At 51.9% G+C, this 16830-nt stretch carries 17 protein-coding genes; 6 read left to right on the top strand and 11 right to left on the bottom strand.

All coding sequences use genetic code 11. The annotated features are described in order from the left end of the window. The first annotated feature begins 1 nt into the window (after nt 1). The 3 genes from ade to GK091_RS22810 all read left to right on the top strand — a co-directional run bounded on the left by ade (nt 2) and on the right by GK091_RS22810 (nt 3764). Nucleotides 2–1705 (top strand): adenine deaminase, encoded by a 1704-nt coding sequence (gene ade / locus GK091_RS22820; protein WP_164042345.1) that lies wholly within the window; start codon nt 2–4, stop codon nt 1703–1705. 101 nt (nt 1706–1806) lie between these two features. Then, nucleotides 1807–2406, top strand: a complete 600-nt coding sequence (locus GK091_RS22815) for an RNA polymerase sigma factor (RefSeq protein WP_164042342.1) — start codon at nt 1807–1809, stop codon at nt 2404–2406. 86 nt (nt 2407–2492) lie between these two features. Next, entirely contained in the window at nt 2493–3764 is a 1272-nt protein-coding gene (locus GK091_RS22810; RefSeq protein WP_164042340.1) for a replication-associated recombination protein A, read from the top strand. Here the strand turns inward: GK091_RS22810 and GK091_RS22805 are convergent. The 8 genes from GK091_RS22805 to fabG form a co-directional block, all read right to left on the bottom strand. Next, a complete protein-coding gene (locus GK091_RS22805) occupies nt 3761–4708 on the bottom strand; it encodes a hypothetical protein (protein WP_246202361.1) in 948 nt (315 codons plus the stop codon). The two genes, GK091_RS22810 and GK091_RS22805, sit on opposite strands and share 4 nt — an antisense overlap. 19 nt (nt 4709–4727) lie before the next feature. Continuing rightward, nucleotides 4728–5708 carry an N-acetyl-gamma-glutamyl-phosphate reductase gene (gene argC / locus GK091_RS22800; RefSeq protein WP_164042338.1) on the bottom strand — a complete coding sequence of 327 codons (981 nt, stop codon included), beginning with the start codon at nt 5706–5708 and terminating at the stop codon, nt 4728–4730. 155 nt (nt 5709–5863) lie between these two features. Further along, nucleotides 5864–7120 carry a glycosyltransferase family 4 protein gene (locus tag GK091_RS29970; protein WP_164042335.1) on the bottom strand — a complete coding sequence of 419 codons (1257 nt, stop codon included), beginning with the start codon at nt 7118–7120 and terminating at the stop codon, nt 5864–5866. Further along, nucleotides 7104–8318 (bottom strand): argininosuccinate synthase, encoded by a 1215-nt coding sequence (locus tag GK091_RS22790; protein ID WP_164042332.1) that lies wholly within the window; start codon nt 8316–8318, stop codon nt 7104–7106. The genes GK091_RS29970 and GK091_RS22790 overlap by 17 nt, the downstream gene beginning before the upstream one ends. 199 nt (nt 8319–8517) lie before the next feature. Beyond that, nucleotides 8518–8694 (bottom strand): hypothetical protein, encoded by a 177-nt coding sequence (locus GK091_RS22785; RefSeq protein ID WP_164042330.1) that lies wholly within the window; start codon nt 8692–8694, stop codon nt 8518–8520. Next, nucleotides 8684–8989 carry a hypothetical protein gene (locus GK091_RS22780; RefSeq protein WP_164042327.1) on the bottom strand — a complete coding sequence of 102 codons (306 nt, stop codon included), beginning with the start codon at nt 8987–8989 and terminating at the stop codon, nt 8684–8686. Before GK091_RS22780 ends, GK091_RS22785 begins: the two co-directional genes overlap by 11 nt. A 46-nt stretch (nt 8990–9035) precedes the next feature. Then, complete coding sequence (locus GK091_RS22775) at nt 9036–9914, bottom strand: diacylglycerol/lipid kinase family protein (protein ID WP_164042325.1); 879 nt, start codon at nt 9912–9914, stop codon at nt 9036–9038. A gap of 175 nt (nt 9915–10089) precedes the next feature. Beyond that, nucleotides 10090–10827 (bottom strand): 3-oxoacyl-ACP reductase FabG, encoded by a 738-nt coding sequence (fabG, locus tag GK091_RS22770; protein ID WP_164042323.1) that lies wholly within the window; start codon nt 10825–10827, stop codon nt 10090–10092. 151 nt (nt 10828–10978) lie between these two features. On the opposite strand from fabG, the gene GK091_RS22765 reads away from it, so the two are divergent. After that, on the top strand, nt 10979–11410 hold the full coding sequence (locus tag GK091_RS22765) for a YybH family protein (RefSeq protein WP_164042322.1): 432 nt from the start codon (nt 10979–10981) through the stop codon (nt 11408–11410). Between the two features lie 87 nt (nt 11411–11497). Here GK091_RS22765 and GK091_RS22760 read toward each other — a convergent pair whose 3' ends face one another. Then, nucleotides 11498–12811: an acyltransferase family protein gene (locus GK091_RS22760; protein WP_246202360.1), complete on the bottom strand. Its 1314-nt coding sequence runs from the start codon at nt 12809–12811 to the stop codon at nt 11498–11500. A gap of 53 nt (nt 12812–12864) precedes the next feature. Here GK091_RS22760 and GK091_RS22755 point away from each other — a divergent pair, with 53 nt between their 5' ends. Further along, nucleotides 12865–13281 (top strand): MaoC family dehydratase, encoded by a 417-nt coding sequence (locus GK091_RS22755; protein ID WP_164042319.1) that lies wholly within the window; start codon nt 12865–12867, stop codon nt 13279–13281. A 78-nt stretch (nt 13282–13359) separates the two neighbouring features. On the opposite strand, the gene GK091_RS22750 is transcribed toward GK091_RS22755, so the two are convergent. Beyond that, entirely contained in the window at nt 13360–13545 is a 186-nt protein-coding gene (locus tag GK091_RS22750) for a histone H1 (RefSeq protein ID WP_164042317.1), read from the bottom strand. Nucleotides 13546–13688: 143 nt separating this feature from the next. Beyond that, on the bottom strand, nt 13689–14993 hold the full coding sequence (locus tag GK091_RS22745) for an aminotransferase class I/II-fold pyridoxal phosphate-dependent enzyme (RefSeq protein ID WP_164042315.1): 1305 nt from the start codon (nt 14991–14993) through the stop codon (nt 13689–13691). Between the two features lie 223 nt (nt 14994–15216). Between GK091_RS22745 and accC the strand changes: the two genes are divergently transcribed. Continuing rightward, nucleotides 15217–16734 carry an acetyl-CoA carboxylase biotin carboxylase subunit gene (gene accC / locus GK091_RS22740; RefSeq protein WP_164042312.1) on the top strand — a complete coding sequence of 506 codons (1518 nt, stop codon included), beginning with the start codon at nt 15217–15219 and terminating at the stop codon, nt 16732–16734. Nucleotides 16735–16830: the final 96 nt, after the last annotated feature.

The raw sequence follows: 16830 nt of genomic DNA, 5'->3' as shown, positions 1-16830 counted from the left end.
TATGCCTGCGGCCAACATCCTGAATCTTTTTGACCAGACGATTTTCTACGGAAACCTTGTCGTCAACAGTGGTTTTATTACCAGCATCGAACGGATCGATGACGAACGGCCCGGTGAACCGTATATCATACCCGGTTTTGTGGACGCTCACGTTCACATCGAAAGTTCGTTGCTGACCCCCCCGCAGTTTGCGCGGCTGGCGGTGGTGCATGGTACGGTTGCCACCGTGTCGGACCCGCACGAGATCGGAAACGTGCTGGGCGTTGCGGGCGTCGAGTATATGCTTCGCGAAGCTGCTGAAGTACCCTTCAAATTTATGTTCGGAGCGCCGTCATGCGTTCCGGCCACGCCCTTCGAAACTGCCGGGGCAACGATCAATGTAGAGGATGTACGGTATCTGCTCGGCCTGGACGAGATTGGCTATCTGGCGGAGATGATGAATTTCCCCGGAGTGCTGCATCAGGACCCGGAAGTGATGGCTAAAATTGCCCTGGCCAAAGAAGTCAACAAACCCGTTGATGGTCATGCACCCGGTCTGACGGGCGAAGACGCGCAACGGTACATCGACGCGGGAATTACCACCGATCATGAATGCTATACCTACGAGGAAGGGCTTGATAAGGCCCGCCGGGGTATGCATATTTTGATTCGCGAAGGGAGTGCCGCCCGTAATTTTGAGGCTCTGATTCCGCTACTGGCCGAGTTTCCGGCGCAAATTATGTTCTGCTCCGATGACAAGCACCCTGATACGCTCGCCGAAGGACACATCAACCAACTGGTGCTGCGCGCTCTGGCCGCAGGACATTCGCTCTGGAACGTCCTGCGGGCGGCTTGTCTTAATCCGGTTCTCCACTATCGGCTCCCCGTCGGCCTTTTGCGCGAGGGCGACCCCGCCGATTATCTCGTTGTCAACAATCTGCGCGACTTTCAAATAGAGCGGACGGTTATTGATGGTGAAATCGTCGCCGAACAGGGCAAGTCTTTTCTTCCGGATACCCGGAGTGAGCACGTCAATCAATTCAATTGTGAATCTAAGACGGTCGAGGAGTTTGCGGTACCTGCCGATCCAACCTCATCACAGATTCGGGCTATACAGGCGCTCGATGGGCAGCTTATCACCAATGAGCTGCACCTGTCGCCCAACGTGGAAAACGGCCTGATCGTACCCGACCTTGATCGTGACATTCTGAAACTCGTTGTCGTCAATCGGTACGAGAATGTTCCGCCAGCGATCGCGTTCGTCAAAAACTTCGGACTAAAACACGGCGCGATTGCGTCGTCGGTTGGGCACGATTCCCACAATATAACCGCCGTTGGCTGTACTGACGAGAGCATTTGTCAGGCCATCAATCTGGTCATCGGAGCCCGAGGAGGCTTGTCGGCGGTAGCTGGCACCAAGCCCCACGAGCATGACGATGAAGTAATGAGCCGTCGCCGATTTCTTCATTTGACCACAACGCCCGAAACGCAATTACTTCCGTTGCCCGTTGCCGGCCTGATGACCGACGCAGACGGCTATGACGTAGCCACTCAATACATGGCGCTGGACCAGTTTGCCAAACAAGATTTGGGAAGTACGCTGGCAGCCCCGTTTATGACCCTGTCCTTCATGGCTTTATTGGTTATACCGGCTCTGAAGTTAAGTGATAAGGGTTTGTTCGATGGGAAAACGTTTCATTTCACCCCTCTTCAAATTGTTAAATAAGGCAACAAAAAAATTTTATTTTCGATACCGTTTTAAATTCAATTTATTATTAATATGTTTACAGACTTCTTACGAGTTCCTCAACCTATATCTACCCGCTCATGCCTCGTTCCCGTACGCAAACCGGACCTGACGACGAAACTCTTTGGAACCTGTTTCGCAATGGCGATGAAACTGCTTTCGCCCGCTTGTATCAGAACTACGTTCAAACACTTTACCATTACTGTGCCCACTTTGCCACCGATCGGGCGCTGATCAAAGATTGCATTCACGATTTGTTTGTTGAATTGTGGAAACACCGGACAACCATTGGTCCAACAACATCGGTTCGGTTTTACCTGATGGCGTCTATCAAGCGGAAACTGGTTCGTCACTTAACCGCCGAACAGAAATTAGTAAGCCAGGATGAAATAACTAACGGTCGGCGCGTGGGCGATACCCTGCCCGGTGCGGATCCATCCCACGAGAATCTGCTGATTTCGTATGAGGAAGATTCATTTATGAACGACTGTCTGCACCAGGCGCTCGAAAAGCTCCCCCGCCGTCAGCGTGAAGCGGTTCACCTCCGCTATTTCCAGAATATGAGTAATGAAGAAATTTCGACCTTAATGCAGATAAATATACAGTCCGTCTACAATCTTATTTTTGGCGCGATGAGCAACTTGAAACGCTACATCACCCCCGAGAACGTAGCCCTCTAATCCTACCCCTGATTATTCCTAAACCTTTTCTGAACACGGTAGCTGCGCGAGTAGCTACCGTTTTTTTTTGTGCGTAATTTCGCCGGATGAATACGGACTCAACGCCCTTACCCGAGCGGGTTCGCCCCCGCACAATCAACGATGTTATTGGTCAGCGAAAGCTTATTGGTCCATCCGGTGCCCTGCGTCGGGCGGTCGATGCCGGACGCTTACCCTCTATGATCCTGTGGGGACCGCCCGGCGTGGGTAAAACGACGCTGGCTCTGCTGCTGGCCGAAGCAGTCAAACGGCCCTTCATCGCTCTGAGCGCCATCAATTCGGGCGTCAAGGAAATTCGGGATGTATTGAGCCGCCCATCGGGCATCTTTCCGCCGGTGGTTTTTATCGACGAAATTCATCGCTTTAACAAAAGCCAGCAGGATGCGTTGCTGGGCGCTGTCGAAAAAGGGCAGATCACGCTTATTGGTGCCACCACCGAAAATCCTTCGTTTGAAGTGAACAGTGCGCTACTGTCGCGTTGTCAGGTATATATTCTGGAAGGACTCAGTCGCGATGAGCTGATTCAAGTTATTGATCGGGCGATTGGGCAGGATGCGTTTTTGAAATCGAAGCAGATTACCGTCGAATCTTACGATGCCTTGCTGCGCCTGTCGGGTGGCGATGGGCGAAAACTGCTGAACCTGCTGGAACTGGTAGCGTCGGCTCACGTTGCGGCTGACCCACTGGTGATCACCGATGAGGGCGTAACAACCGTGGCCCAACAGAACATTGCCCGCTACGATAAGTCTGGCGAGCAGCATTACGACATTATTTCGGCCTTCATCAAATCGCTACGCGGGTCAGATCCGAACGCAGCTTTGTACTGGATGGCCCGGATGATCGTAGCCGGTGAGGACCCAATCTTCATCGCCCGGCGCATGCTGATCATGGCATCGGAAGATATTGGAAATGCAAATCCCACCGCTATGATTATGGCGTCGGAAGCGGTGCAGGCCATTCGCGCTATCGGTATGCCCGAAGGGCGGATTATTCTGTCTCAGGTCGCGGTCTACCTGGCCACCTCCCCGAAGAGCAATGCAAGCTACGTAGCCATTGACGAAGCCATTGCGCTGGCCGAGCAGACGGCGCACCTGCCCGTTCCGTTGCATTTGCGCAATGCCCCCACGAAGCTGATGAAGCAGATCGGTTACGGTAATGACTACCAGTACGCACATGCGCACGAAGGTAATTTTGCCCAGCAGAATTTTCTCCCCGACGATCTGAAAGGGCGCAAGCTTTACGAACCCGGCCAAAACGCCCGCGAGGCCGAAATTCGCCGGAGTCTACAGAAGTGGTGGGGTGAGTGGTACGGGTACTAATTCCCTAAACTAAGCAGTAATCCCTGCAAATCCTGATTAATCGACCGAACAGACGATTGAAGCTGATTGAGCATGTTGGCCCGTGTGTGTAGGTCATCGGCCTGGTAGTTGCCCCCCGATCCGAAATACAGGGTCTGCTCATCGCTGGACGTACCTTCGAGCACGTAACCCCGCCATCGCTGACGAATGTTAGCGCTTATGGATGTTTGTCCGCTGTTGCTGAACGTCTTCTCGGTCAACACATACCAGATTAGCGGGGGGTAAACAGACGACTGAGCGGGCTGATACCATAGATCGGCCAGCAGATTTCGTTTATGCGTAAAAATAACCGATTTATTCGACGAAAAAGCCGCCAGTCCACCGGCAGCGGCACTGACCAATCCACCCGAAATACCAACGATCTTTCCTGTGTTATCGGCCTGAATCAACGCCGTCGCTACGGTCGTCACGGCCCCGATTACGACTGAAAAAATCGTTAACCGGCGTACCCGTCGGGTATCTTTTTGATCGAGATAGGTAGCCAGCTGGTCGGCGCGTTCGCCTTCGCAATCCAGTTCGGCCGCAAAGCTCGACAGTTCCGTCGACGCAAGGGCCAACCGCTGCTGGATTTGTTGCCGTTTGATGACCCGCTCCAGTCGGTTAGCGGTCGTTAGCGGTGTTTTTTCCAGCTGAATCAATTCCTTCAACAACGGCAACACGCCGGAAGCGTTGGCCATCAGCAGGTCATGGCGCGAGTATCGTTTTGTCAGACTGGTATCCGCCCGCAAAAAAGCGTCGACATCAGGCCTCGGCAGGTAAGCAGGATCATAGGCATACTGCAAGGCGGGAACGCAGTAATCACTCTCTGCTTTTGATTGCTGATCAAGGACTTTAGACGTACGACAGGATACGGACAGCAAGACCGTGCTGGCTACGACTAAAGTCCTCAACAGAAGTGATTGCATACCAGTAGGGGGATTCGACTTAAAACGCTACGGCTTTCAATCGCAACCCGGTATCTTCCGGCAAACCAAGTACGAGGTTAAGGTTCTGGATCGCCTGTCCGGCAGCCCCCTTGGTCAGGTTATCGATCACGCTCGTGATAAGTAACTGACCATCATGCAGTTCGAGATGCAAAAAGCACTTGTTCGTTCCAACTACCTGTTTTACATCAACGGACGCAGCGCTCACGTGCGTAAACGGGTGATTGGCGTAAAAGGTATGGTATAGCTCGTTTGCCTCGTCCAGCGTACCGGTAAACGGCGTATACACGTTTGCCATGATTCCCCGCGTAAAATCGCCCCGGTAGGGTATGAAGTTGATTGCGTGGGTGAAATCCGGATCGAGAGTTGTCAGACTCTGCCGAATCTCAGTCAAATGCTGGTGCGTAAATGCCTTGTAGATCGAGATGTTGTTGTTGCGCCAGGTAAAGCCCGTTGTCGGTACGAGTGCCTGTCCTGCACCCGTGCTGCCTGTAATGGCGCTCACCTGGACAGCATCGTGCAGCAATCCGGCTTTGGCGAGTGGCAACAGGGCCAGTTGAATGCTCGTAGCAAAACAGCCGGGATTAGCAATGCGCGTGGCTTCCTGAATCCGTTCGCGCTGAAGTTCGGGTAGCCCATACACGAAATCATCGTGCTCGTCCCGAAAATCGGTACTCAGATCAATGATCGTAATATCGTCCGAAATCTCGTTTTCGGCCATGAACGTAGCGGATGCCCCGTGGCCTGAACAGAGAAAAATAGCGTCCAGCCCTTCCTGCGCCAATAGTACCGATATATCTTCGCCCGAAAATTTCAGGTCAGTATCGCCCAACAGATCCGTGTGCGTAGCCCATACCGGTTTACCGGCCTGACTCTTGCTATGCGTAAAGGCCACCGTAACAAAGGGGTGATTGATCAGGATTCGGAGTAATTCGCCACCTGTGTAGCCAGCTCCACCAATAATGCCAACGTTCAGTTTCATACGATCTCTTTGGGTCAACGGATAGGTGCGTGACCCGTTATTCAATTAGGTTGGGATCGGCTTGATTTGTCTGGTCGTTGGTTGGTGGTCATACGCCGTATCTTGGAGATACGGCGTATGACCACCAACCAACGACCAGACAACTGCCAAACTCATCAAGTAGCTAAAATGCCTGTATAAAGCGCAACATGTTCGGCGGTAAATTTGTCCCACGAAAACAACGATGCCTGTTTCAATCCTTTGGTAGCCATCTCGTTTCTGACCGATTGCGATGTCGCTACGGTGAGTATGGCCTGACAAAGGGCGTCGGTGTCGGTCGGTGAAACACGAATGGCAGCCTCGCCAACCACTTCCGTAATGGCCGGAATGTCGGACGTAATGACCGGCAAACCGCACTGCATCGCTTCCAGCGGAGGTAATCCAAAGCCTTCGTACAACGACGGGTACACAAAAGCGGTTGCTCCACTGTAGAGCGGAGCCAGATCTTCATCCTGAACAAAACCCGTAAAGATCAATCGCGCGGCTAGAGCCGGATTTTTACTCGCTTCGGCCATAATATCGTTGAACTTCCAGCCTTTCGTTCCGACCAGCACTAACCGCACGTCGGCAGGTAAGTCGCCCCCATCGACCAGTTGCCCAAACGATCGAATAAGGTGCGCAATATTTTTGCGCGGCTCCAACGTAGCCAGACTGAGCAGATACGGCTCATCACCAATGCCCAGTTTTTGCCGGACAGTCCGATTGCGGGCTTCATCCACCGACGGATAAAACAGCGATGGCGAAGCAGCCAGCAAAATGGGCACCACCTGCGCCGGATTAAATCCCGTGTAGGCGCAGAAATCGTCTTTTGTCGCCTGCGAAATGGTCGTAACCCACGCATCGGGCGAAAGTGTATCCAGTACTTGCTTCACCGTTTGCTCACCGGCGGTAAACCATTCCGGGTGCAAAATCGGGATCATGTCGTAGATACTTTGCACCATCGGCAGCCGACGTTGGCGAAGCCCATCAGGAACGGGAAAAAAGGTAGCGTGGTAAACCGAATCAGCGGGCAAACCAGCGGCATTGAAACGCGACTTTTCGCGTCCTAACGCCCGACGCGTCCGATAGGCTATCTCCCGAACAGCTTTAGATGGCTTGCTTTCCGGAGAAAAAGGCGCTAGTAATCCGTTTTCAAAGCGGGCTACCGCCTGTTCGCCAGAAGCATTGACAAATGCCGGTGCTTTATCGCCAAAAGCGGTTTTAGCGTATCGCATCGTTTCGGCCAGATGCGTCGGTGCCGCCAGCATCAGCGTACCGGCATCGGCCCGTTGCAAACCAGCGACTAGCTGTTCAACAACGCGACTAATGCCGGTACGGGCCTGCCGGTGATAAAATCCAATCCCTAACGGACTGGCATCAAGAATTATGTTCACGGATTTTCTCGTAGATCATTACCTGGTTCGAGGCTATTTTGGAAAAGCCACGTACATCGTCGCCCGACCAGGCGTTGTTCATCTCGCCGTAGCTACCGAATACCGATGACATCAGGTCATGCTCTGATTCGATCCCCAGTACCTGGAAACGATACGGTGCCAGCTGCACATGCACCTTACCCGACACATGGCTTTGCGTATCGCTCAGGAATGTTTCGATGTTGCGCATAACGGGGTCCATAAACTGCCCTTCGTGGAGCATTGTCCCGTACCAGTTTGCCAACTGCTCTTTCCAGTACATCTGCCACTTGGCCAGTACGTGTTTTTCGAGCGTATGGTGCGCCTTAATGAGAATCAACGGAGCTGGTGCTTCGAAACCAACGCGCCCTTTGATGCCAATGATGGTGTCGCCCACGTGAATATCGCGGCCGATACCAAACGGTCCAGCCAGTTCGGTTAATTTACGAATCGCATCGACCGGGTTGGCAAACGTTTCGTCACCGGTTGCTAACCCGGAAATGCCTTTGATTTCGCCGTGTACGAACGTCAGCGTGATGATTTCAGGCTCGGTTTTCGTAATCTGCGTGGGCCAGGCCGATTCGGGCAGAAACTGATCGGAGGTGAGCGTTTCTTTGCCGCCAACCGATGTTCCCCACAACCCTTTATTGATCGAATAAGCGGCTTTGTGCCATTCCTGCACCACCCCTTTTGACTTCAAATACTCGATTTCGGCTTCACGCGACAAACGTAAATCACGGATGGGCGTAATAATTTCGGCATCGGGAATGATAATCCGGAACGCCATATCGAAACGTACCTGGTCATTACCGGCACCGGTAGAGCCGTGAGCAATAGCCGACGCGCCAATTTCGCGGGCGTATTCAGCAGCGGCAATGGCCTGAAAAATCCGCTCGGCACTGACGCTGAGTGGGTACGTATTGTTTTTCAGGACGTTACCATACACCAGAAATTTGAGGCACTGTTGGTAATAATCGTCTGTTTTAGAGATAGTCGCGTGGGATTTTACGCCCAGCGAATACGCCCGTTCTTCGATCGCTTTGATCTCGGCATCCGAAAAACCGCCCGTATCGACCAGCACCGAATGAACTTCCATGTCCCGGTCTTCGGACAAATATTTAACGCAAAAGGAGGTATCGAGGCCCCCGCTAAAGGCAAGAACTACTTTTTTCTGAGACATTGGCCAGTGGACACCGGACGTTGGCTCCCTGTTGGGTTTGCCCGTCCGCCATCAGTAAAGTTTTGGAGGGGCAAATATCGGGCATTCAGCGTTATGTTGCGCCAATGAATTCGTTACTGCACTGATTTGAGTAAGCTTTTGAAGCAAAATCCCTGCTAATTTATGTAGATAGGGATAAAAACAGGCTCAACAATTGATTTTAGGCACTTTTTTCAGCCAGTTTATCTGAAAGTTCGTTTTTGAGACCTTTCAGTTCGACTTTCAGTTTAGCAGACTTGATCGCCAACTCATCGAAAAGACCTTCCACGCGCGTGGCTTTTTCGTAACCTCGCTTTGCTAATTCCTCTACATATAACTTTTTCTCTTCAGATGTCATCTCCGTTGTTGCGGTTAAACCGGCTGATTATAAATTGGCAATGAGCAATGTCTAAATCAATTCCTTCCAGTTCATTATAGTATTGACGAAGTCGATTCTTGAATCGATTCTCCATAAAAATCAAGTTGCCAAAAATAAAATTATCGTATTCATCCAGTTCTTTCACTTCCAGCAAAAGCTTTTGAATCTCATAAACTTCTACCTCGATCTTTAACACAACTTCAATGACCTCTAGTTGCCTGGCTTCCAAACTTAATAACCAAGTTTGGTAATACTCTTTAGAAAAGGGCATCATCAAATATAATCAAAAGAAAATACAACGGCATTCTTGCGTACGACATTCACAACAAGACTAACAAACTACCCGGCAAAATCCGAACTTCAGCTCTCCCCTCCGACAGCGTCAATGGTTCACCATCGGCATGGATAAGCAGCGGGCCTTCGGCCTGAACAATCGCTTTGGTAACGGATTGCCCGCGCCAGTAAGCAGACTGATCGAGGGATTTGTTGAACAGCCGCCACGTGAGCATACCCGCAGCCTGAGCCGGAAACGGGCGTATTTCACACTGTTCCAGCTTCCCATCGGCAATATTGGCTTTGGGAGCCATCCAGGCGTTGTTACCAAACTGACCGGCATTGGCGAATGTCAGCGAAAACAGTTCTTTCTGCTTGTCGTCGATCAGGAACCGAACCGGCTTATACGCCCAGAACGCCCGAAAAGCCGTTCGCACGTAGGTAGGTAAGCCCCGAACGGGCTGCTGCGCAAACGCATGAGCCACGTACGCTTCGAAACCCAGTCCAGCCGTACAGAAAAAAGGATGCCCGTTTATTTCGGCGCTATCGATGATAACCGGACGTCCCGTTAACGCCCGCTCAACGGCTTTCAGCGGATTGAGTGGAACGCCCAGGTGACGGGCGAGTCCGTTTCCTGACCCGATGGGTACAATGCCCAGCGCCGTTGATGAGCGACGCAAAGCCTGCGCCGTTTCGTTGATGGTGCCATCACCCCCAATGGCCAGCACCCGGCTGACGCCCCGTCGAACGGCAGCATCGGCTAATTCCGTAGCGTGACCCGGATGGGTCGTTATGACAACGTCGGGGGCGTAACCCAGTGATTCGGCCTTACGCAGAAAAGCATCACTCAACAACGCCTTTTGATCAGCCGTCGTTGTTCCCGACAGCGGGTTGATGATGGCCAGAACGGACGATAATGTGGCCACTCAGGAAAAGAAGATAAAGAGAATGAGAATAAAAACGACGATAAAAACGTAGTACCAGCCATCCGAAAAGATGTACGGTTTGTACTCGTTATAAAATTTTTTGATCCGGTCCATGTGTATTTACCCAAAGTCGTACGCAAAGATACGCAAATAGTATACTGACCGGAAGTCCAGGCTACAACGCCTGTCCACCGTTAACGGACAGCACATGCCCATTCACGAACGAGGCTTCATCGGAGGCCAAATACAGATAGGCGTAGGCGATATCCTTCGGTTCGCCAATACGACGAACGGGAATGGTCGAAACAGCCTGTTTTTTCACCTCGTCGGGCACAGCATCCGTCATGGGCGTTCGAATGTAGCCTGGTGCCACGGCATTGGCCGTAATTCCCTTCGGACCGAGTTCTTTGGCCCACGACCGTACCATACCGATGATACCGGCTTTGGCCGCTGCGTAGTTGGTTTGCCCAAAGGCCCCGTGAACACCGTTGATCGATGAGGTGCAGATGATCCGGCCATATTGCTGATCGACCATATAGGGTGCAATAACTTTTGTGCAGTTGAACACACCCGTCAGGTTCACGTCAATGACCTGCTGCCAATCAGCAAACGACATCTTCAGCAGCGTTTTATCGCGGGTAATTCCGGCATTATTGATCAGAATATCGATTCGTCCGTACCGGTCAAATACCTCACGGGCAGCCGCTTCGATGCTCGGCACATCGGTCGTACTCACCTGCATAAACTCGGCGCGGTAGCCCTGGTCGCGCAACGACTGAGCGGTAGCCTCTCCCTCATCGAGCAAATCCCAGATGATAACGGTAGCGCCTTCGCGGCAGAATAGATCAGCAGCGCCTTGGCCAATACCACGGGCCGCCCCAGTGATGATCGCAACTTTGTCTTGTAGTCTCATGACTTTCGGAATGGGTTTTGTTCGCTGAGTGTCGTTGGATTGCTGGAGTCGGAGCCAGCAATGGCTTCGACAAAAATAAACAAACCGGGAGCGATAACGCTTAAATTAAGGTCCGGTCATTCAAGGTTCTCCTAGGCAAACGTACTCAACGATGAAACAACTCTTCTTTTTCAGTTTTCTTATTCTGCTATCAATACCCGTTTTTAGTCAACAGGCTACCGATCGCCGGGCTATTCTGCTGATTCTTAAGCGCCAGACCGAAGACTGGAATGCCGGACGCATTGACCGATTCATGAGCCCCTACTGGACTTCCGACTCGCTGACCTTTGTTAGCAAAGCGGGTGTTACGTACGGGTACGCGGCAACGCTGAGCAATTACAAAAAGCGCTATCCGACCCGAGATTCGATGGGAACGCTCAAGTTCGTTATCCTGCAAATGGATTTTCCTTCCCCAAACGTTGCGTATGTCATTGGGCAGTGGCAGTTGAACCGACCTAAAATCGGTGACAAAGGCGGTCATTTTACGCTGTTGTGGCGCAAAGTAAAGAAACGCTGGATCATCGTGAGCGATCATACGAGTTGAAAAGAGCGAAAGAGTGATTGGGTGAAAGAGTGAATTACTAGTTTTCTTCGAGCAGTCGGTAATTCACTCAATCACTCTTTCACTCAATCACTCCGGCACCCGTTCACCTTTTCGCTCCGTCAGCAGCGTAGGCTCTTTCTTCGATACCTTATCCCGAAGTTCGGTGACGGGCTTTTCAAAATACTTGAACAGCAGGGTCGATAATAACACTACCAGTACCCAGAAAATGGCCACTTTTGTCCAGCCAACGGCCAGTGATGTCGTTGGAAAGTGCTCGATGACAGTAATCATAATGGGCGTCAGGTTGAGCAGATACATCGAATACGAGATCAGACTGATGTGCGTAATGGCCCGCGCAATGCCGAAACGAGCCCATACTCCGGTGGCTGCCTTCCATCCATCCATATAAGGCATAACCAAGGCCATGCTCAGCCCAATGAACGGAAAATAAACGGTTCGCTTGTAGAACACGTAAGCGGGATATACACCCGACACGACATAGAACCGCAAAATGTAGATTGAGGCCGAGAAAGCTGCTAATACCGTTACGATAACGCCGATAATCAGCAACCGCTGCCGGAGTTTCGGGTCAGTCCACTGAGTCGGGAAATACTGCTTGGCGTAGGCCGCCAGTACACCGTACGAAATGGCGTCTAATCGGGCCAACACAATGCCGCGATAGCCCAGCTCGCCCGCCGAGATCGGGTATTGCAATGCCGTGATCAACCGGTAGAGATTGGTACCAATAATTATAAAGAGAACCGTTGCCAATACAATTCGCTGGCGCGGCCAACGGGCGGGCAACAGCATGTGCATAAGCCACAACAGCAGCGGCAGGGTGATGTAGGACCATTCTTCGATGGCCAGACTCCATGTCTCCGGAAAAAAATCGGGGATGAAACTGGCGAAGTTCTGGACAAAGAAGAAGTATTTGATCAGTACACCTTTGGCCGGCAGGGTATGGTGCAGCCCACTCCGCCAGGCGCGTAACAGCGACAGGGCGATCAGTCCGCAAAGAACCAGGTAGTAGTTGGGTAAGGTGCGAAACCAACGGCGCGTCCAGAAATTGAGCAGCAGACTTCCATCAAAACGTCCTTTTTTTTCGTACGACCGAATCAGAATACCGCCGATCAGAAAGCCGCTCAATACAAAGAACAGCTCAACCCCATCGGGAATGAGCTGGTGCCAGAACGCGCCACTGTAGTAGTCACCCAGCGCCACTCGGGCATGGGCATCGACCACGACCAGAATTGCGATGGCCCGCATTACGTCTAACCCAAACACGCGCTTCATCTGCGACGTGCCGAGCGAAAACAGGTTTTTAAGCATAAGTACCGCGAAGGTACGGGAGAAAAATGGGAGAATTACGCCCGATAAATACGGAATGATGTAGCGGTTCATTCCGAACTTTGCCGACTTTTGCTTCTTTATTCATCATCCGTACCCATTCCATTATGATTCCCGAATTTGGCCTGAACGCCGTTCATCAGTATGCCTTCCGGTTTTCGCAGGCCGATGTAGTTGACTTTGCCCGCGTCACGGGCGATAACAATCCGCTTCACCTCGACGCTGACTTTGCCGCGACGACGCCTTTCAAACGACCCATTATTCATGGTATGCTCGGAGCCAGTATTTTCACCAAGGTGCTCGGAACCGAGTTTCCGGGCTATGGGTCCGTCTACCTGAGCCAGACACTCGAGTTTCTGCGCCCGATGTTCGTCGATACGGATTACGAAGCCACGTTTACGGTGCAGTCGATTGACCCGGCCAAACATACGGCACAAATTTTGGGCGAGATTCGCGATGTTCAGACCAAAAAAGTCACGACGCGCGGAATCGCGACACTCATGCACCGGGAGAAAATTAGGTAGTAATCAGTGGACACAAAACTCCCTCGTCGGAACGGGGCCTGACGAGGGAGTTTTGTGTTTTTAGAAGGAACCAGTTGGTTAAGCGTTCTCTGCTTTATTTTTGGTATCCTGAACTTCCGAGCGAATGGCTTGCGCCAGCGTCTTCAAGTCCTGCATTCCTTTACGAACACGGGTACCGGCAGCCTGGTTATTCTTCTCGTAGAACTTCTCGAAGTCACCTTCCAGCGACATAACCAAATCCTTTACTTCGTCGAAGCGAGCCATAGCAATGTGTATGGGTTAAAGTGTGAAAAATGCCCAAATTCCGCTAAAAACGCGGTTTTAGCCTGAAATTTAGTCATTCTCGCATACAGCGCAATAGCTTAGCCAAAAAAATAGCAAAAAAATGCAACTTTTTAGGCAAAACCCTACTCAGTGGCTGCTTCGGCCGATACTTCGAGCGTTTTTGGGTCTATTCCATCCTGATTTTGGCGATAAAAGCCACTTGCCAGCTTTTCCGCTACCGCCGAGAACGCTTCGAGCGTGTACTGTACATCGTCGAGCGTATGAGCGGCCGTCGGGATGATCCGCAGCATGATGATTTCTTTCGGCACAACCGGATACACGACAATCGAGCAGAAGATACCGTGATTCTCGCGCAGGTCACGAATCAGAGCCGTGATCTCCGGAATACCACCTTTCATGTTCTGCAACAGCACAGGCGTTACTGGCGATTGCGTATCACCAATATTGAAGCCACGCTCGCGCAATCCGCTTTGCAAGGCCCGCACATTGGTCCACAACTTCTCGCGGAATTCCGACGAGTTCCGGATCATGTCGAGCCGCTTCAGGCCACCAACTACGTAAGGCATTGGCAACGCTTTGGCGTACGTCTGCGACCGCATGTTGTACTTGAGGTACATGATGATGTCGTGGTCACCGGCAATAAATGCCCCAATGGCCGCCATCGATTTGGCAAACGTCGAAAAGTAAAGGTCTATACCATCCTGGCAATTGAGCATCTCACCAACGCCGGCACCGGTTTCACCCATAGTACCAAACCCGTGTGCGTCGTCGACCAGTAACCGGAAATTATATGATTCTTTTAGCGCAACGATCTTATCCAGGCTACCCACTTTACCCGACATACCAAATACGCCTTCGGTAATGACCAGAATGCTGCCGCCTTTTTCAGCCGCTTTTTTGGTCGCCCGCTGGAGGTTTTTCTCCAGGCTGGCCATGTCGTTGTGATTAAACTTGTAGTATTCGCCCAGTTTTGCTTTATGGAGCCGGATACCATCAATCAGACAGGCATGACATTCAGCATCGTAGACGATTACGTCGCGGTGATCGACAACGGCTTCGATGGCCGACATCACACCCTGATACCCGTAATTAAGGAGGAACGAGTCTTCTTTACCAACGAATTGAGCCAACTCTTTCTCAAACTGTTCGTGGAGGTCGCTGTTACCTGACATCATCCGGGCACCCATCGGATAAGCCAATCCCCATTGCTCGGTTGCGTCTGCGTCGGCCTTTCGAACCTCGGGGTGGTTGGCCAGACCCAGGTAGTTGTTCAGGCTCCAGTTGAGGATATCCTTACCCTGGAAGCGCATATGAGGACCAAGTTCGCCTTCAAGTTTTGGGAACGCGAAATAATGGTGGCCGTTAAACTCGCGGGATGGCGAGCCGATTGGGCCTAGATTGGTGCGCAGTTTCTCAAATAAATCCACTTTTTTTTATAGTTTAATGGGCTAATCCCTTCTTTTTTACGCGGTAAGTGCAAAAATACGCTTAACTTTTGGGAGTACAAATTCATCCCCGAAAATTCAGTTTTATAATCGTTTAGTAACAATTGCTTTTCTTTGGCAAGACCTTAGCCAGTAGATGCCAGACGGTGGAACAACGTGAGTAGTCCAGCGTTCAATGTCCAGTGGCTGTCATTTCTCCTTGACTATGCCTGAAATCCGTAAAATCCTAGTCGCCAACCGGGGCGAAATTGCTCTGCGAATCATGCGCACGGCCCGCGAAATGGGCATTAAAACGGTAGCCATCTATTCAGAGGCCGACAGGAATGCCCTGCACGTGCGCTATGCCGACGAGGCCGTCTGCGTTGGTCCCGCCCCTTCTTCGGAGTCGTATCTGAAAGCAGACGCAATCATTGAGGTATGTCGGCAACTGCATGTCGACGCGATTCACCCCGGCTACGGATTTCTCTCCGAAAATGCGAATTTTTCCCGAATGATCCGCGAGGCAGGCCTAATTTTTATTGGTCCTTCGCCGGAAAGCATTGAGGTCATGGGCAGTAAGCTGGCGGCCAAAGCGGCTGTTGCACACTACAATATTCCAATGGTTCCGGGAACGCCCTCCGCCATCGATGGGTCCGTCCAAGGACGCGACGAAGCGAAAGCGATCTCCGCAACCATTGGCTATCCAATCCTCATCAAAGCCAGCGCGGGCGGGGGTGGTAAAGGCATGCGCGTGGTCGACAGTGAAGCCGATTTTGATGAACAGATGGACCGGGCGGTGAGTGAAGCCCTGTCGGCGTTTGGCGACGGGTCGGTCTTTATCGAGAAGTACGTAACCTCGCCCCGACACGTCGAAATTCAGGTACTGGGCGATCAACACGGCACCATCATTCACTTATTCGAACGTGAGTGTTCGGTTCAGCGTCGTCACCAGAAGGTCGTGGAAGAAGCCCCATCGGCCATTCTGACGCCTGAAATTCGCGAAGCAATGGGGAAGGCGGCTGTCGATGTGGCCCGCGCCTGTGGCTACTACGGAGCCGGAACGGTCGAATTTATCGTCAACGATAATCTCGATTTCTACTTTCTGGAAATGAACACGCGGCTTCAGGTCGAGCATCCCGTCACGGAACTCATCACGGGTGTCGATCTGGTGAAGCAGATGATTTACATCGCCGAAGGCAAACCGCTGGCGATTCGTCAGGATGAGTTACAGATCAAAGGTCACGCGGTGGAGGTGCGCGTCTATGCCGAAGATCCGGCGAACAATTTTCTACCCGACGTGGGCACGCTCGACACGTACGTACGACCGCAGGGCAATGGCGTTCGGGTAGACGACGGTTTCGAGCAGGGCATGGCGATCCCGATTTATTACGATCCGATGATTGCCAAACTAATCACCTACGGCGACACGCGCGACGAAGCCATTCAAAAGATGATCCGGGCCATCGACGAATACCAGATTTCGGGTGTTCAGACGACCCTGTCGTTCGGGCGGTTTGTGATGGAGCACGAAGCGTTTCGGTCCGGTCAGTTCGACACGGGTTTTGTGAGCAAGTATTTTTCTCCGGAGAAACTAACACCGGCACTGGACGCGACGGAAACCGAGCTGGCGGTCGTTCTGGCGGCTTATCTGCTCGAAAGCGGGAAAACCAACCCAACCCAGCCAGTCACGACCGGAACGGCGGTTATAAAGAAAAGCCAGTGGAAAGCGAATCGATTAGGGTAATTGGCAACCCACTCACCCCAACCCCTCCCGCAACGGCGGACCACCCATTCCAGGCGAGGAGGGTAAAAAAAACATTTCTAAAAGCGTCGGCAGACA

The sequence above is a fragment of the Spirosoma agri genome, from assembly GCF_010747415.1.
Taxonomy (GTDB): Bacteria; Bacteroidota; Bacteroidia; order Cytophagales; family Spirosomataceae; genus Spirosoma; species Spirosoma agri.
The sequence above is the reverse complement of the archived record's forward strand: the minus strand, read 5'-3'. Positions and strand labels throughout refer to the sequence as shown.

What these genes read in the sequence shown, in the direction of transcription:
- GK091_RS22790 (WP_164042332.1), bottom strand. Translation starts at nt 8,318, where the DNA reads ATGTCTCAGAAAAAAGTAGTTCTTGCCTTTAGCGGGGGCCTCGATACC.
- GK091_RS22750 (WP_164042317.1), bottom strand. Translation starts at nt 13,545, where the DNA reads ATGGCTCGCTTCGACGAAGTAAAGGATTTGGTTATGTCGCTGGAAGGT.
- accC (WP_164042312.1), top strand. Translation starts at nt 15,217, where the DNA reads ATGCCTGAAATCCGTAAAATCCTAGTCGCCAACCGGGGCGAAATTGCT.
- GK091_RS22765 (WP_164042322.1), top strand. Translation starts at nt 10,979, where the DNA reads ATGAAACAACTCTTCTTTTTCAGTTTTCTTATTCTGCTATCAATACCC.
- GK091_RS22810 (WP_164042340.1), top strand. Translation starts at nt 2,493, where the DNA reads ATGAATACGGACTCAACGCCCTTACCCGAGCGGGTTCGCCCCCGCACA.
- ade (WP_164042345.1), top strand. Translation starts at nt 2, where the DNA reads ATGCCTGCGGCCAACATCCTGAATCTTTTTGACCAGACGATTTTCTAC.
- argC (WP_164042338.1), bottom strand. Translation starts at nt 5,708, where the DNA reads ATGAAACTGAACGTTGGCATTATTGGTGGAGCTGGCTACACAGGTGGC.
- GK091_RS22780 (WP_164042327.1), bottom strand. Translation starts at nt 8,989, where the DNA reads ATGATGCCCTTTTCTAAAGAGTATTACCAAACTTGGTTATTAAGTTTG.
- GK091_RS22785 (WP_164042330.1), bottom strand. Translation starts at nt 8,694, where the DNA reads ATGACATCTGAAGAGAAAAAGTTATATGTAGAGGAATTAGCAAAGCGA.
- GK091_RS22755 (WP_164042319.1), top strand. Translation starts at nt 12,865, where the DNA reads ATGATTCCCGAATTTGGCCTGAACGCCGTTCATCAGTATGCCTTCCGG.
- GK091_RS22760 (WP_246202360.1), bottom strand. Translation starts at nt 12,811, where the DNA reads ATGAACCGCTACATCATTCCGTATTTATCGGGCGTAATTCTCCCATTT.
- GK091_RS22815 (WP_164042342.1), top strand. Translation starts at nt 1,807, where the DNA reads ATGCCTCGTTCCCGTACGCAAACCGGACCTGACGACGAAACTCTTTGG.
- fabG (WP_164042323.1), bottom strand. Translation starts at nt 10,827, where the DNA reads ATGAGACTACAAGACAAAGTTGCGATCATCACTGGGGCGGCCCGTGGT.
- GK091_RS22805 (WP_246202361.1), bottom strand. Translation starts at nt 4,708, where the DNA reads ATGCAATCACTTCTGTTGAGGACTTTAGTCGTAGCCAGCACGGTCTTG.